Origin of the sequence: Brevibacillus sp. IT-7CA2 (genome assembly GCF_949767855.1) — a bacterium.
GTDB lineage: Bacteria > Bacillota > Bacilli > Brevibacillales > Brevibacillaceae > Brevibacillus.
This window is the reverse complement of the sequence record NZ_CATKQT010000052.1, coordinates 126,188-141,129: the sequence shown is the minus strand read 5'-3', so window position 1 is coordinate 141,129 and position 14,942 is coordinate 126,188. Positions and strand designations below refer to the sequence as shown.

General features: G+C 48.3%; 12 protein-coding genes and 1 other annotated feature. Of the genes, 11 read left to right on the top strand and 1 reads right to left on the bottom strand.

Going from position 1 to position 14,942, the window contains the following annotated elements; translation table 11 throughout:
• Positions 1-118: 118 nt before the first annotated feature.
• The 6 genes from hemE to ACM6JA_RS26335 all read left to right on the top strand — a co-directional run bounded on the left by hemE (position 119) and on the right by ACM6JA_RS26335 (position 7,122).
• Positions 119-1,156, top strand: coding sequence for a uroporphyrinogen decarboxylase (gene hemE / locus ACM6JA_RS26360; RefSeq protein ID WP_069850577.1), 1,038 nt, complete (start codon positions 119-121; stop codon positions 1,154-1,156).
• 17 nt (positions 1,157-1,173) lie between these two features.
• Complete coding sequence (gene hemH / locus ACM6JA_RS26355) at positions 1,174-2,106, top strand: ferrochelatase (RefSeq protein ID WP_414854755.1); 933 nt, start codon at positions 1,174-1,176, stop codon at positions 2,104-2,106.
• 12 nt (positions 2,107-2,118) lie between these two features.
• A complete protein-coding gene (gene hemY / locus ACM6JA_RS26350; protein WP_414854754.1) occupies positions 2,119-3,528 on the top strand; it encodes a protoporphyrinogen oxidase in 1,410 nt (469 codons plus the stop codon).
• 93 nt (positions 3,529-3,621) lie between these two features.
• On the top strand, positions 3,622-5,127 hold the full coding sequence (locus ACM6JA_RS26345; protein ID WP_414854753.1) for a LysM peptidoglycan-binding domain-containing protein: 1,506 nt from the start codon (positions 3,622-3,624) through the stop codon (positions 5,125-5,127).
• 14 nt (positions 5,128-5,141) lie between these two features.
• A complete protein-coding gene (locus ACM6JA_RS26340) occupies positions 5,142-6,140 on the top strand; it encodes a phosphotransferase (RefSeq protein WP_414854752.1) in 999 nt (332 codons plus the stop codon).
• A complete protein-coding gene (locus tag ACM6JA_RS26335) occupies positions 6,127-7,122 on the top strand; it encodes a hypothetical protein (RefSeq protein WP_414854751.1) in 996 nt (331 codons plus the stop codon). The genes ACM6JA_RS26340 and ACM6JA_RS26335 overlap by 14 nt, the downstream gene beginning before the upstream one ends.
• A 39-nt stretch (positions 7,123-7,161) precedes the next feature.
• Here ACM6JA_RS26335 and ACM6JA_RS26330 read toward each other — a convergent pair whose 3' ends face one another.
• On the bottom strand, positions 7,162-7,344 hold the full coding sequence (locus tag ACM6JA_RS26330) for a hypothetical protein (RefSeq protein ID WP_007726679.1): 183 nt from the start codon (positions 7,342-7,344) through the stop codon (positions 7,162-7,164).
• A gap of 250 nt (positions 7,345-7,594) precedes the next feature.
• On the opposite strand from ACM6JA_RS26330, the gene ACM6JA_RS26325 reads away from it, so the two are divergent.
• From ACM6JA_RS26325 to ACM6JA_RS26305, 5 genes are all read left to right on the top strand, one after another.
• Positions 7,595-8,797 (top strand): PP2C family protein-serine/threonine phosphatase, encoded by a 1,203-nt coding sequence (locus ACM6JA_RS26325; RefSeq protein ID WP_414854750.1) that lies wholly within the window; start codon positions 7,595-7,597, stop codon positions 8,795-8,797.
• A gap of 25 nt (positions 8,798-8,822) precedes the next feature.
• Positions 8,823-10,061, top strand: a complete 1,239-nt coding sequence (locus tag ACM6JA_RS26320) for an ATP-binding protein (protein ID WP_414854749.1) — start codon at positions 8,823-8,825, stop codon at positions 10,059-10,061.
• A gap of 107 nt (positions 10,062-10,168) precedes the next feature.
• Positions 10,169-10,495, top strand: coding sequence for an STAS domain-containing protein (locus ACM6JA_RS26315; RefSeq protein WP_007726674.1), 327 nt, complete (start codon positions 10,169-10,171; stop codon positions 10,493-10,495).
• A gap of 58 nt (positions 10,496-10,553) precedes the next feature.
• Positions 10,554-10,795, top strand: a binding site (T-box leader).
• A 57-nt stretch (positions 10,796-10,852) separates the two neighbouring features.
• Positions 10,853-13,525 (top strand): valine--tRNA ligase, encoded by a 2,673-nt coding sequence (locus ACM6JA_RS26310; RefSeq protein WP_414854748.1) that lies wholly within the window; start codon positions 10,853-10,855, stop codon positions 13,523-13,525.
• A gap of 43 nt (positions 13,526-13,568) precedes the next feature.
• Complete coding sequence (locus ACM6JA_RS26305; protein WP_414854923.1) at positions 13,569-14,942, top strand: bifunctional folylpolyglutamate synthase/dihydrofolate synthase; 1,374 nt, start codon at positions 13,569-13,571, stop codon at positions 14,940-14,942.

Below are 14,942 nucleotides of genomic sequence, written 5' to 3'. Positions count from 1 at the left end.
TGGATAGGATTGGAAACGGAAGAAACGAAAAGATTTTGACACAAAAGAGACATTACTTGTCGAATGACGAATGGTATCATATTGAAGGAAACATAATTGTGCAAAGCGAGGTTTATTCATGACCGCAAAAACTTTTAACGACACGTTTTTGAAAGCATGTCGCGGTGAAGCGACAGAGCATGTTCCGGTCTGGTACATGCGTCAGGCAGGGCGTTATCAGCCAGAATACCGCGCCATCCGCGCGAAGCATAGCTTTTTTGAAATGAACTACATACCGGAAGTTTGCGCGGAAGTGACACGTCTACCTGTTGAGCAATTGGGCGTTGACGCTGCAATCTTGTTTGCAGACATCATGACGCCACTAAAACCGATTGGCGTGGATGTGAATATCGAATCTGGCATTGGTCCTGTAATCGCGAACCCAATCGAATCCTTGAAGGATGTTGAGCGTCTGCTTGAGCTCGATCCGGAAACGCATGTGCCGTACATTCTTGAATCCATTAAGATTTTGCGTCAGCAATTATCTGTTCCATTGATCGGTTTCGCAGGTGCACCATTTACACTGGCTAGCTATTTGATCGAAGGCGGCCCTTCCAAGCACTATCATAAGACAAAAGCATTCATGTATACCGAGCCAGTTGCTTGGCAGGCGCTGATGGAAAAACTGGGCGATATGACCATCACCTACCTCAAAGCGCAAATTAAAGCAGGTGCACAAGCTGTGCAAGTATTTGATTCGTGGGTCGGTGCATTGAATGACGAAGATTACCGCGAGTACATTACACCAGTCATGACTCGTATCTTCAACGCACTAAAAGATACTGGCGTGCCAACGATCTATTTTGGTATCGGCGCTGGCCATCTTTTGATGGATTGGAACCGCTTGCCTGTTGATGTGGTTGGTCTGGACTGGCGTACTTCGATTACAACTGCTCGTGAGATGGGTGTGACGAAGACGCTGCAAGGCAATTTGGACCCAACGCTGCTATTGGCCCCTTGGGAGAAGCTCGAAGCGAAGGCGAAGGAAATTTTGGATGAAGGCACAAAACAGCCAGGTTTCATTTTCAATCTGGGACACGGCGTATTCCCTGATGCCAAAGTAGAAACACTGCAACAACTGACGAAATTCATCCATAGTTACAAAAGGGACGTCTAATCAGGAGGGGCGCTTACATGTCAAAGCAGAAGATCGGACTCTTGTTAATGGCGTATGGAACGCCACGCAGTCCTGAACAGATTGAACCATACTATACGCACATTCGCCGTGGTCGTAAGCCACCACAAGAACTGCTCGATGATTTGATGACGCGTTACGAGGCTGTAGATGGATTGAATCGATTTGCAGACATTACGGATGAGCAGGTACGCGCTCTCGAGCAGGAAATGAACAAACGCTACCCAGACCGTGAATTTGTAGGGTACCTTGGTTTGAAGCATATCGCTCCGTTTGTCGAAGACGCAGTAGAGCAAATGAAGCGGGATGGGATAACAGAAGCGATCAGTCTTGTTCTGGCGCCTCATTATTCCAGCTATAGCGTCAAAGAATACAATGGACGAGCACAGGAGCATTCCGAGGCAATTGGCGGACCAGTCATCCAGAGCATTGAGAGCTGGTATCTGGAACCAGGCTTCATCGGATATTGGGCAGATGCCATTCAAGCGACGTTTGCTACGATGACGGATGAAGAGCGTGGACAAGCAGTCGTGATCTTCTCCGCTCACAGCCTGCCGGAAAAAATCTTGAAGTCAGGTGATCCGTACCCAATGCAACTGGAAGAGACAGCAAAGCTCATTGCCGAGCGAGCAGGGATCACTTCTTATGCAATCGGATGGCAAAGCGCCGGAAATACACCTGATCCGTGGTTGGGACCAGATGTACAGGATTTGACTAGAGAGCTGTACGAAGAAAAAGGCTACCAAGCATTTGTTTACTGTCCTGTCGGATTTATTGCGGAGCATTTGGAAGTTCTGTTTGATAATGATGTGGAATGCAAAGCGGTTACAGATGAGCTAGGGGTACATTACAATCGTCCACCGATGCCTAACGCCAGACCTGCGTTCATTTCCTGTCTGGCTGATGCAGTCGGAAAGAAGCTGGCGAATTAGGGGATCGATCATATGAGCGATAATACCTATCATATTACGATTATAGGCAGCGGCATCACAGGGTTAACCGCTGCTTATTACTTACAAAAGGAAATCGAAGCAAAAGGCTTGCCAATCCGTTTTCAACTGCTTGAAGAGCAGGGACGACTTGGTGGGAAAATCAAGACATGGCGTCACGAAGGGTTTGTGATTGAGCAAGGTCCCGATTCGTTTCTCGAGCGGAAAACGAGTGCGGCTGAGCTAGCAGTGGACTTGGGGCTTGCGGATGATCTCGTTCGCAACAGTACAGGCCAAGCTTATATTTGGCATCAGGATCGCCTGAAGGCTATACCAGAAGGAGCGGTCATGGGTGTACCGACGAAGCTCATGCCTTTTGTCACGACCGATCTTATTTCTTGGCCGGGCAAGCTTCGAGCAGCTTTGGATCTCGTTCTTCCTGCATCAAAAGGAGACGGCGATATCTCCGTGGGTGACTTTTTTCGGCGTAGGCTAGGTAATGAAGTTATTGATAATCTTATAGCGCCTTTATTGTCCGGTGTATACTCCGGGGATCTCGACAAACTCAGTTTGCTTGCGAGTTTTCCTCAATTCGCCAAAATGGAGGAGCAGCATCGCAGCTTGATCGTAGCGATGAAGCATTCTCGCCAGCAAGTAAAAACGCAAGAAAAGCCAAAAGGCATCTTCCTGACGTTGAAGAACGGCTTGCAGTCTTTAGTAGAGGCAATCGAGAAGAGCCTGCCTGAAGAAGTCATCTCGAAGAATACCGGTGTCAAAGAACTGATGAAACGTCCAGACGGGAAGTACACCTTGGTATTGAAAAATGGGGAAACGATTGAGACGGATACGGTATTGTTTACCTTGCCACATGCTGTCGCAGAGCCGTTGTTCCGTCCTTATGTACAAGTTCCTACTCTGCCACAAGCGAAGCCGCATATGGTTGCAACCATCGCGATGGCGTTTCCAGAGTCAGCCATTGATTTAGGAATGGAAGGGACAGGATTTATTGTACCGCGGCACTCTGGAGCAAAAATTACCGCGTGTACGTGGGCGCATCGCAAATGGCCGCATACGACGCCGAAAAACAAAGCCTTGCTGCGTAGCTTCATTGGGAGAGCAGGAGAGCAATCCTTCATGGAGCAGACAGACGAGGAAATTTTGGAGGTTGTCCTCCGCGATCTGCGCAAGATCATGACGATTCGAGCAGAGCCAGATTTTTATAACGTATCACGTTTGCAAAATGCCATACCATATGTTGTCGGACATCAGGCTTGGGTGCAGGATGTGAACAATCAATTAAAAGAAAAGCTCCCTGGTGTTATCGTGGCAGGTGCGTCGTACAGTGGCGTAGGTGTACCCGATTGTATTGATCAGGGAAAAAAAGCAATAGCAGAATGGATCGCGTCTGTAAAACCGGGGAGATAGATAACCCGGTTTTTCCTTTTTTTTCGGTGCTAAACGGCTCGTCCTGTCCATATAGTATAGGGAAATGTCCTGCACTTGAAAGGAGGAGCACGAATGGCATTACAGGATGGGCAACTCTCTTTTGCCATCAAGGAGACCATTTTCCTCTCATCCGATAGAGCTGGAATAGGTGAATTGCAAGAGCTGGAATTGGTTCCAGATGTGGAAGTGTTGGAAAACGATTCCTACATCTCGATAACGGGTTGCTTGCAATTAGTAGGGAAGTACGAGCCAATCAGGGAAGCCGCAGAAGCGACAGGCGGCGAAGGAGAATCGCTGGTTGAGGCAATGACTTTTACTCCCTTTCGCCAGGAAGCATCGGATCAAGCCTTTTATGGCTGGGAGGAACAGATCGGTCATCGCATTCCGTTGAACATCACCATTCCATTGGATCGGATTACCGAGATCGGAGATATCTACGCAATTGTGGACAGCTTTGACTACAAGCTGGAATCACCACATCAAATGCTAATTGATGCCGATCTGAAGATTTTGGGAATAGTCCTCGGGGATAGAGCAGAACAAGCGGAGCAGATCGAAACGCAGGCAGCAGGTCCAGGCGAAGAAGCGTGGGAATATACCTTTGCTGCTGGGGATGATGGGCAAGAATATACGGAACAGACGTCCCTCGATGACATTGATCAAAAGCTGAGTGCGCTGGAGGAGGAATTGGAGCGGCAGGCATTACCAGCATCCTATGAATCAACCGAATCTCCCGAATCTCCCTCCATGTTCGATACTCCGGCTATTGCTCAATCCGTCGAGGATGAATACTACGAGCAATACGGTGATGTGCTGGAAGTGGCACAGTCCAATCCTCCAGAGTCCCGGGAGACTGCTCCTATTTCGTATGACTTCGATTCCCAACAATCTGCTTCTTACGATTCTTCTGTCGCCTATTCCGAGCAGTCAGTATTGGCAGATGAGCAAGAGCAGATGAGAGAAATAGCCGAAAAAGAACAAGGACATGAGGAGCCAATACTGGCTCTACACGATCAACAGGCACTCGCATACCAGCAAGTTTCCAATGAACCTACTGGCTCGTCAGTCGAAGAAGAGACGCAGGAAACCGTGCAAGAAGCCGTGCAAGAAGCGGTGGAAGCCAGTGGTGTATCCGAGCCAGAACCTGAGCAAGAAGCAGAACCAGTCGTTGCGCAACCAGAGGCTGCAGCTGAAGATGTAGAAGTGCGAGTGGCGATTTCAGGGAAACCCTCCCAGGAAGATAGAAGTCGTGTGAACATTACTTCCATCTTCTCACAAGCGAGTCGTGCCAAACAGGAAGCGATGGCGTTGGAGGCGGAATCTTCATCTAGCTCTTCGCGATATGGGGCTGCGGCGAATGTCAACGCTTCTACGGTGGAGGCCATGCAAAATCTAACGTCGTTTGTCCGGAGAAAAGAAGAGCGTTCCAGTCAGCTGAAAATGTGCATTATTCAGCGAGATGAGACGTTAGAGCATATTTCACAACGATACTCCCTGCCTGTTTCCAAAATCGTGGAAGTAAACCGATTAGCTTCCGAGCAGCTTGTAGCAGGGCAGATTCTGTACATCCCACAATAGAGGAGTGGGGGACCGTGGATAAAATTGATCTCTCCGAGGTTTGCCAGCAATATCGGGCGCGCGTAATCCGAATTACGCCCCTAGATGATTGCTATTTATTGGAGACAAACCGGGGCCCCAAAGAACTCCACGTTTGGCCGCGTGTAGATGTGATGCGCTGGTCGTTTGCCTGGCGCGAACGACTGGCTCGTCAGGGGTTTCGAGAAGTGGAGCGGTTTATTCGGACGAGAGACACCAAGCCATTTTTGATTTTGGGTAAACGCGGCGTTACCATGACTGACCATCACCGACAATTCGAAGACTATCAGCCCGGCCAGGATATTGCGAGGCAATGCGGACGCGTGATCGCGATGATGCATCAGTCTCAGCAGGAAAGTCCTTTACTGTCCGGAAGTGATTTGCTCAAGCAGGAAAAGCAGCAAGTAGAAGAAAAAGGAAGACGTGCTAAAGAGCTGGTCGAATCATTTCGAGCCAAATCTGGGCGGGATTCTAAGGAGAATCGTTGGGTATCGGAACTCATGACCCCTATGCTGCAAAGAATGGACCGTTCGGCTGCGATGCTTGCCCATGAGCGAATTACTCCGGAGGCGGTTGCTGTATCCCATCGGGACCTTTTGCGTGACAACTGGGGAATGATAAACGGGAAGCTGTACTTGAGAGGTTTTTTCAGGCCGGTGATTTCAGTCCAGCAACGCGACGTTGCCATCTTTTTGCGCGATCACTTTTTAACCCACAAGGATCTGAAACAGATTGACGCTTTTTTTGACGGCTATGAAGAAAGCAAGCCACTCACCTATGGAAACTATTCGTTGATACTCGCCTTTATGGCTCGTCCTCGTGAAGTGTACAGGAGTATCGAATCGTACGTAAAGCGCGTATCGCTGGATCAAGAAGCGTCGATCGCTGGTATTGAGCACGCCTTGCAGAGCCAACAATCTGTTGACTTGCTGCTTCGGCATATTGCAGAGCGGGCCGAGCGTTCGAGGAGGGAGGGAGTCTATGAGTCGGTATGATGACATTGCTCCTTTGTTCAAAGAGTATGACATGTATGCCCAGAGCATTGACGTTTTAAAGGAGCCAAATGTATTTAAGGCGACGACTCCCTACGGCTCCTTCGTGTGCAAACGAACGCAAATACCCGCTCAACGTCTTGTTTTCGTCAGCGATATGCTGCGTCAATTGCAGCACCGTGGATGGGATGGGGCCGTTCCTTTTACGTACACGAAATACGATGATCCTTTTGTCCAACAAGGTAGCACCGCCTTTTACGTAACCCCCTGGCAGCCAGGAAGCGAGGAATGGGTCGAGCAGCCCTTGTCTTGGGCGCCCCCTGCCTTGGAGCGTTTGGCGGAACTTCATCATTTGACACAAAACTATCGCTACGATGATCCGAGACAGGTAGAGCCACTTATCGACTCCTTGCTGAACCGTTGGCAATATTGGCAAGACCAAATGAATAAGGCGGCAACCCTTGCGCAGGAACGTAAATATCCTTCCCCTTTTGATCTGGTGTTTTTGGCAAACAAGGAGTTTCTTGAAGAAATGGCGCAAACAGCGACAGACTTATTGACCGATTGGCGTGAGCGTCATGAGACACATGCTCATTTTCGCTTATCGTTGATCCATGGTAACCCGAATCCTGAGCATGTTGTGCCAGATCGATCGGGAAAAGGACGGCTGCTTAATTTTGATCGTGCCAGCTTTGATACACCAGTGCGCGATTTGACGCTATTTTATCGTACTTATTTTCAAATGGCGGGGGATGAGGCTGGGGCTTCTCAACTATTCCATCGTTACGCCGAGATATTTCCGCTACGGCCGGAAGAAATTGAGCTGATGGCTTCGTTTCTGTCCTATCCGGAGAGGATTATGAGAGACTTGGATATTTATTATCATCATCCCCGTGAGTGGACCGAGTTTTACGCTGTCCAACGTTTTGAAAAAGATATGGACCGCCTGATGCGTTTGCATCGTTGGGTCCAGCAAGCCTTTTAATGAGCAACGTCTCACCGCGTGGGGCGTTGTTTTTCTTTTTTATAACCATTCAAGGGAGATGGCAACATAGAGCATGGCTAACAAACCGAGAAGGACGACATCAAAAGAGGTAGGAAACACAACCGTTCGGATAAATTGAAAAACCAACAGCGGAAAGAGCACCTGTTTGCATCCGTATTTGATCCGTAAATACGTGGGGTTATACTTCCAACGAAAATTCATCACAATCACCTCATTTCAGCATATGCGCGGCAACTTTGGACAGTGTCTACAACCTTGAGCAAATGCCTAAAACATTTTCAAGGAAAGTAGATAGTGGTTTGAATAGTGCCTGAAAAGGGAAGGTGTAGGGCAGGAAGGCTAGGACGAAACGAATAAAGGTGATCACAATGTTTTTGAAAATTGCCATAACCCTTTTCTCAATTCCCGAAAGAAAGAATTATGCTAAAGTGTGTATGGAAGTGGCTCGGGGATGAATCATCAATTGGTCAAACTAATGGAATTGAAACAGAATTACGAGTATCTGGTGATGACCAGCAATGAGCAAAGCAAGCGCCAAGTCAATTACGAGAGTCTCATGCCATTTATAGAAGAGTTAGTCGATACGTGGTTCGTGAAAATGGACAAGCCGTGCTTCTTGTCGATCACATTTGAATCGGCTCTAGGTGCTGTCTATTTTCGAATCGAGCGTGGCAACAAAGAGAGCGCAAAAGTGCAGCGCGAAGTAGAGGAGCGCATTGTTGTCTCGGAACAGTGTGACACCGCTCAAACACCGCGCTATGTCCGCTTGTTCGCCCAGAGTAACGTCAATGACCGTGAGCTAAAGGAACTGGAGAAATCTTTTTATGGGCTGCTCCTCGTGAACATTCGGGCGTTGATCCTCAGATGTCAACAGGACCAGTCATCAGGGCAGCGAGAAATCGAGATGGAGATGAAGCTGGCTAGACGCATGCAGTCGAAGCTCATTCCCACAGAAGAATTGCAGTTAACCAGTTTGCGAACAAGAACGGTTTACGTGCCAGTCGATTATGTAGGCGGAGATTACATTGACTATAAACAAATCAATGATCGCTACACCTGTTTTATCATTGCGGATGTGTCCGGGCACGGTTTTTTGGCCAGTATTTGGGCAACGGGGATTAGGATTGCTGTACGGGAGGTTTTGCAGTCCAGTTATTCGCCGGATGAGATTTTGGAAAGACTCAATCAGTTGCTTTATGCAGATTTAGTAAAAACCCGTTCTTACATTACGATGCTGGTTGCTGTCTATGATGAGATGGAACACAAAATTCGTTTTGGCAGGGCAGGTCATCCACAGCCTTTTTATTTGTCCAAGTCGAATCAAACCATTTTAGCTAGCAAGGGTGGGGTCGGCCTAGGGCTTTTGCCCGATAGCACGTATCTAATGGAGGAGGTACCCTTAGAAGAAGAGGGCATGCTATTGCTCTACACAGATGGTTTGCTGGATACAGGGAGAAAAGAAGTGATTCGAGGCAGCAGGCATTGGCTAGAAGAACTATCCTCCTTATTAAATATGCCAGGTGATAGTAAGCAGGAATCGATGAATCGAGTTGAGGCCTACTTAATGGAGATAACACAGCAGCGAAACCAAACGGATGATATTTCTGTGTTGATTCTTCAATTTGAGCCTGAAGAGAGTATAGCCCTCGTGTAGTTGCGCGTGAATAGGAGGATGAACTGTGATTTTGTGTGAGCGTTGTCCGGACAATCCCACTTGTGATAATTGCCTTGTCGCGCTACGTTCTGGCGGTGCAGCAAACAAAGTAGTTCCGCCCCGCACTGTAAAGGTGACGAACCTAGCAACGATGGAATCGTTCCAGGCGAAGCTGGTAGCAGTGAGTCGGACGACCATTGGGTTAAGCAGTTCTGATCATGTTTTGAACGGACGCATAGAAATAGAGCTCGCCTATGATTTCCGAATTATTGGTAGCGGACTGCGCGGTATAGCAGGTGATCCGTACCACATTATCGATATCGAAAAAGTTTTGCGACGGGAAGATGTTCTGGAGCGATTGCTCCTGGAAGAATTTCATACATGGCACATGAGTGGCGAATTGGACCCGGCAGACGTCTTGTTACATTGGAAGGATCGAGACGACGAGCGGGGGCGATTAATAAAACAAGAGATTCAGAAGTTATCAATACTGCGTCAGATCGAGACCGTTTTCCTCTATCTTTACGATGAAGGGAAAGTTCGTCCGCTGGGTGACGTTCGTGCGAGTTTGGAAGTAGAGCGAGAAATGCAACGACTCGTCGAAGAGGCGGCTGGATCGGGTGGTCCTGTAAGGGAGCAAATTGTCACCACTGATGGCACAAAGGTGTTTGAATTATACACATCTGTATTGCCAGATCGGACCTGTGGAATCGCATTGATTGATGTCACCGCCGTCATAGCAGAAGAACGAAAACGCAAAAGACGGGAATGGGAGATCTACAGAGATATCCTGGGTGTGGTCACAGAAGGTAAGCTATTGTTGCTTAGTGATGAAGAATTATTTTTCTTGCTTCGGGAAGGGCATAAGCTCTTGGCAATCGATATCCGTTTACCGGAGCAGCTTGCAGAACTGCGTAAATTGTTCAAGCAAGCTTTGGAACCACAAGGCATTTCTGATAAACGATTGCTGCAATTTCTCGTTGCGGTCAACGAAGCTGCTTCCAATACGTTGAAGCACGGAAAAGGCGGTGTGGTTACGTTATACCTAACGAATGACAGGCAGATGTGCCGCGCTGTGATCCATGATGAAGGACAAGGAATTTTGCTCGAGGATATCCCGCGAGCTACCCTACAACAAGGATTTTCTACGCGCCACTCGCTTGGGGCCGGTTTTCATGTGATCCTGCAATACTGTGATCGTGTTTATTTGAGCAGCTCCCTGGCAGGCACAAAGCTTATTTTAGAATGTATCCTTTCACGTTAAGCAACCATTTCCAAAAAGCCAAATGTTTGCAAGTGAATGAAAATGGGTAATATAGTAAAAGGACGAGCAGATTGGGTGTACCGATACCTATTGAGAGGAGTTTGAGCATGGACTACCGCGCAACAGAGGCGAACGGACAGGCTACATTGTTTTTCGTCGGAGAGTTGGACATGGCTGTAGGAGATCGAGTAGGTGAATTGCTCCAGCAGTATGGAGGGCGAAATCAATCCGTTACCGTCGATTTTCAAGGTGTCTCCTTTGTAGATTCTTCCGGTATTGGAAGCTTGTTTTTTACCACGAAAGAACTGTTGGCCATGGGCAAACAGGTAGAAATCGTCAATGTCCGAGAAGAAATTCTCGATATTTTGGGCGTGCTCGGTTTTACCGAAGCACTGGGCATTGCAGTTGGAAAAGTGGGCGAAACCCGGGTTTGACGCCAAACAGCGTGATTGTATATAATAGTGAAAGCTAACTATACGACAATTACATATAATATGAACGATGAGTGGGAAGAGTAAGTCAGGACACCTTAGCAGAGAGGAGAATCAGTTGCTGCGAGATTCTCTAAGGTCATGAATGGCTGAAGGTCGCCCAGGAGTTTTTTCGGTGAAAGCATGTGCCTAGCCGAGACCGGTTCGCAACCGTTATCTTGTCAGAGTGAACACACCATAAGCATGACGTTTATCGTGTGTTAACAAAGGTGGTACCGCGAAAATAATCCTTTCGTCCTTTGCGATGAAGGGTTTTTTTATTTTTTGCAAAGCAAGTTATGCTAATAGGAGGAGTCGTACATGTCTACACAGCCAACAACCGACATTGACCAATTGCTGCCGAAAAACTATGATCCAAAAGCAGCAGAGAACAAATGGTATCCGTATTGGATCGAAAAACAATTTTTCAAGGCAGAACGTGACCCGAATAAACGTCCGTTTACGATTGTCATTCCACCGCCGAACGTAACTGGTAAATTGCACTTGGGACACGCGCTGGATACGACTTTGCAAGATATCATTACGCGTACCAAGCGTATGCAAGGCTACAGCACCTTGTTCTTGCCAGGTATGGACCATGCTGGTATCGCGACTCAAGCGCGCGTAGAAGCTACCTTGCGTGAAGAAGGCGTCTCTCGCCATGATCTGGGCCGCGAAAAATTCGTGGAAAAAATATGGGAGTGGAAGCACATCTACGCTTCGCATATTCGTGAGCAGTGGGAAAAGCTCGGTCTTGCCCTGGATTACTCCCGCGAGCGTTTTACGATGGATGAAGGCTTGTCCCAAGCTGTCCGCGAAGTATTTGTTCGTCTTTACGAAAAAGGCTTGATCTATCGCGGCAACCGCATTATTAACTGGGACCCTGCTGCCCGCACAGCTCTGTCTGATATTGAAGTAATCTACAAGGAAGTAAAAGGTGCGCTGCATCACATGCGTTACCCATTGGCAGATGGCAGCGGTTATATCGAAGTAGCTACAACCCGTCCTGAAACAATGCTAGGTGATACGGCTGTAGCTGTACATCCGGAAGATGAGCGTTACAAGGACATGATCGGCAAAACCGTGATTTTGCCAATCGTAGGACGAGAAATTCCAATCGTTTCAGATGACTACGTTGATCCTGAGTTTGGTTCTGGCGCTGTAAAAATTACGCCGGCACACGATCCGAATGACTTTGAATTGGGTCTTCGTCATCAGTTGCCACAAATCGTTGTCATGGATGAGACGGGCGCGATGAACGAGCTGGCTGGTATCTACAAAGGCTTGGATCGCTTTGCATGCCGCAAGCAAATCATCAAAGATTTGACTGAGCAAGGTGTGATGTTCAAGGTTGAGGAGCATATTCATCAGGTTGGTCATAGTGAGCGCAGCGATGCAGTCGTAGAACCATACCTTTCTACCCAATGGTTCGTAAAAATGCAGCCTTTGGCTGACGAAGCACTGGCTAATGCAAATAGCCCTGAGAGCGTGAAATTCGTCCCAGAGCGCTTCAAGACGAATTACCTGCGTTGGATTGAAAACATCCGCGACTGGTGCATCTCCCGTCAGCTTTGGTGGGGTCACCGAATTCCTGCATGGTATTGCGGAGATTGTAACGAAACGATTGTATCTCGCGCGGATGTGACTGAGTGCCCAAGCTGCCACAGCCACAAGCTGGAGCAGGACAACGACGTTCTCGATACATGGTTCTCCTCTGGTCTATGGCCGTTCTCGACGCTGGGCTGGCCGGAAGAATCCGAGGACATGAAGTACTTCTATCCAACGAATGTCCTGGTAACAGGCTACGATATTATCTTCTTCTGGGTTGCTCGCATGATGTTCTCAGGTCTTGAATTTACCGGGAAAAGTCCGTTTGAATCCGTTTTGATCCACGGCATTATTCGCGACTCCGAGGGCCGAAAAATGTCCAAATCACTTGGCAACGGTGTCGATCCAATGGAAGTGATTGAGAAGTACGGAGCGGATGCGCTGCGATACACACTAGCAACAGGGAACTCCCCAGGGAATGACCAGCGCTTCTATTGGGAAAAGGTGGAGGCAAACCGCAACTTCGCGAACAAGATTTGGAATGCGTCTCGTTTTGCCTTGATGAACCTGGCTGACTTCAAATACGAGGAAATCGATTTGAGCGGTGAGCTGTCTACACCAGACAAATGGATTCTCTCCCGCCTGCAAGCGACAATAGCAGATGTAACCCGTCTGTCTGACGCATTTGAATTCGGTGAAGCAGGCCGTGTGCTGTACAACTTCATTTGGGATGATCTGTGTGACTGGTATATCGAGATGGCTAAGCTGCCGCTGTATGGTACAGATGAAGCGGCGAAGAAAACAACCCAATCCGTTCTGGTGACGGTTCTGGATCAAACGCTCAAGCTGTTGCATCCGTTCATGCCGTTCATCACGGAGGAAATTTGGCAGGCATTGCCGCACCAAGGCGATAGCATCACAGTAGCACCTTGGCCAACCGTTAACGAGCAATGGATTTTTGCTGAAGCAGAAAGCGAAATGAACCAGTTGATGGATATCATCCGCAGCGTACGCAACATCCGTGCAGAAGTAAACGTACCAATGTCCAAGAAAATTGAGCTCCTGATCAAGCCAAGCGATGCATTGTCCGCTGAGCGTCTGACACGTGGTGAGCACTACCTCAGCCGTTTCTGCAACCCTGAGCGTCTGGAAATCAGCCTGGATCTGGCTACGCCTGATAAAGCGATGTCTGCTGTGATCACGGGAGCAGAATTGTTCCTTCCACTGGCAGGCTTGATCGATATCGAGCAAGAGCTGAAGCGTCTGGAAAAAGAAGTGGCGACACTCAACGGCGAAGTGGAGCGTATTGAGAAAAAGCTCAACAATGCCGGATTTATGGCCAAGGCACCTGAAAAAGTAGTCGCAGAGGAAAAAGCGAAGATGGCAGACTACATGGATAAGCGGGATAAAGTGATTGCACGACTTGCCGAATTGATGGGCGAATGATCCGCCATACCATCGCATATTTTTGAGAATGGAGCATTGTGGTATGCATGCAGAAGAAGGGTTTGTAGAATATACGCAAGCGCTCGACTGGCTGCATGGACTGCTCAGATTCGGTCAACGGCCGGGGCTGGAGAGAATGCAGTGGGTTTTGGAGCAAGTAGGACATCCTGAGCGGAGAATCCCATTTATTCATGTGGCTGGCACCAATGGAAAAGGTTCAACCTGCGCATTCCTGACGCAAATGCTGATGGAAGCTGGATATAGTGTAGGTACATTTACCTCCCCCTATTTGGTTGACTTCCGTGAGCGCATCCGTTACAACGGCAGCATGATCGCGGAAGAAGATCTATTGCAGCTGGTGAATGAAGTCAAGGTATGGGTGCAACGATGCGAACGAGAAACAGAGTTCGGTTCCCCTACCGAATTTGAAGTGATTACGCTGATCGCCATTCTTTATTTTTCAAGAGTGGCGAGACCAGCGGTAGTCGTATGGGAAACAGGACTAGGCGGGCGATTGGATTCGACGAACGTCGTCCTTCCGCTTGTTTCAGTCATCACGAATATCGGCATGGACCATACAAAAGTATTGGGAGAAAGCTTGGAAGATATTGCCCGGGAAAAAGCAGGAATTATCAAGCCGGGTGTTCCAGTAGTCACAGGTGAGGTTAGGCCGGAACTTCTCGCGATTTTTGAGGAGCGCACAAGACAAACGATGAGTACGCTATATCATATTGGTGAACATTTCCAGGCAGAGCAGGTAGAGGAGCAGCTGGGTGACCAACAGTTTCGTTACAAAAGCATTCACCGTCGTGCGGAAGCATCCTACCGTCTTACCATGAATGGCATTCACCAAACAACCAATGCAGCCGTTGCTCTAATGACCATCGATATCCTGCGAAATTACTTCTCTTTCTTGCTGGAGGAAGAAGAAATATCTCGCGGTTTGCAACAAACGCGTTGGCCTGGTCGTCTAGAAGTCATCTCTCCAAGACCAATGGTTATCTTGGATGGGGCACACAATCAGGAAGGAATGGAGGCGCTTGTAAGCAGTCTGGATCGGTTGTTGCCGGACGGAGTACAGTTGCATTTGCTCTTTTCTGGATTGGCAGATAAGCCGCTTGCCAAAATGGCAGAGTCGCTCGCACCAGTAAAGTCAAAAATCAAAAAGCTGCATGTGACAACCTTTGACTTCCCGCGTGCAGCCGAAGCCAATAGCTTACAAGAGTCGTTTTTAGCCGGTGGCTGGGAGCAAGAGTTTCTCGATGCAGTCCCAGACTGGCGGGCGTTTCTCCTTTCTTGGATGCGGGAGAAGCAATCAGCGAAGGCGGATGACTGGTTGGTCGTCTGCGGTTCGCTCTACTTCATCGCCCAAGTACGCACATTCTTTCCCACTATAGTAGAAGAGGCAGGTGAATAG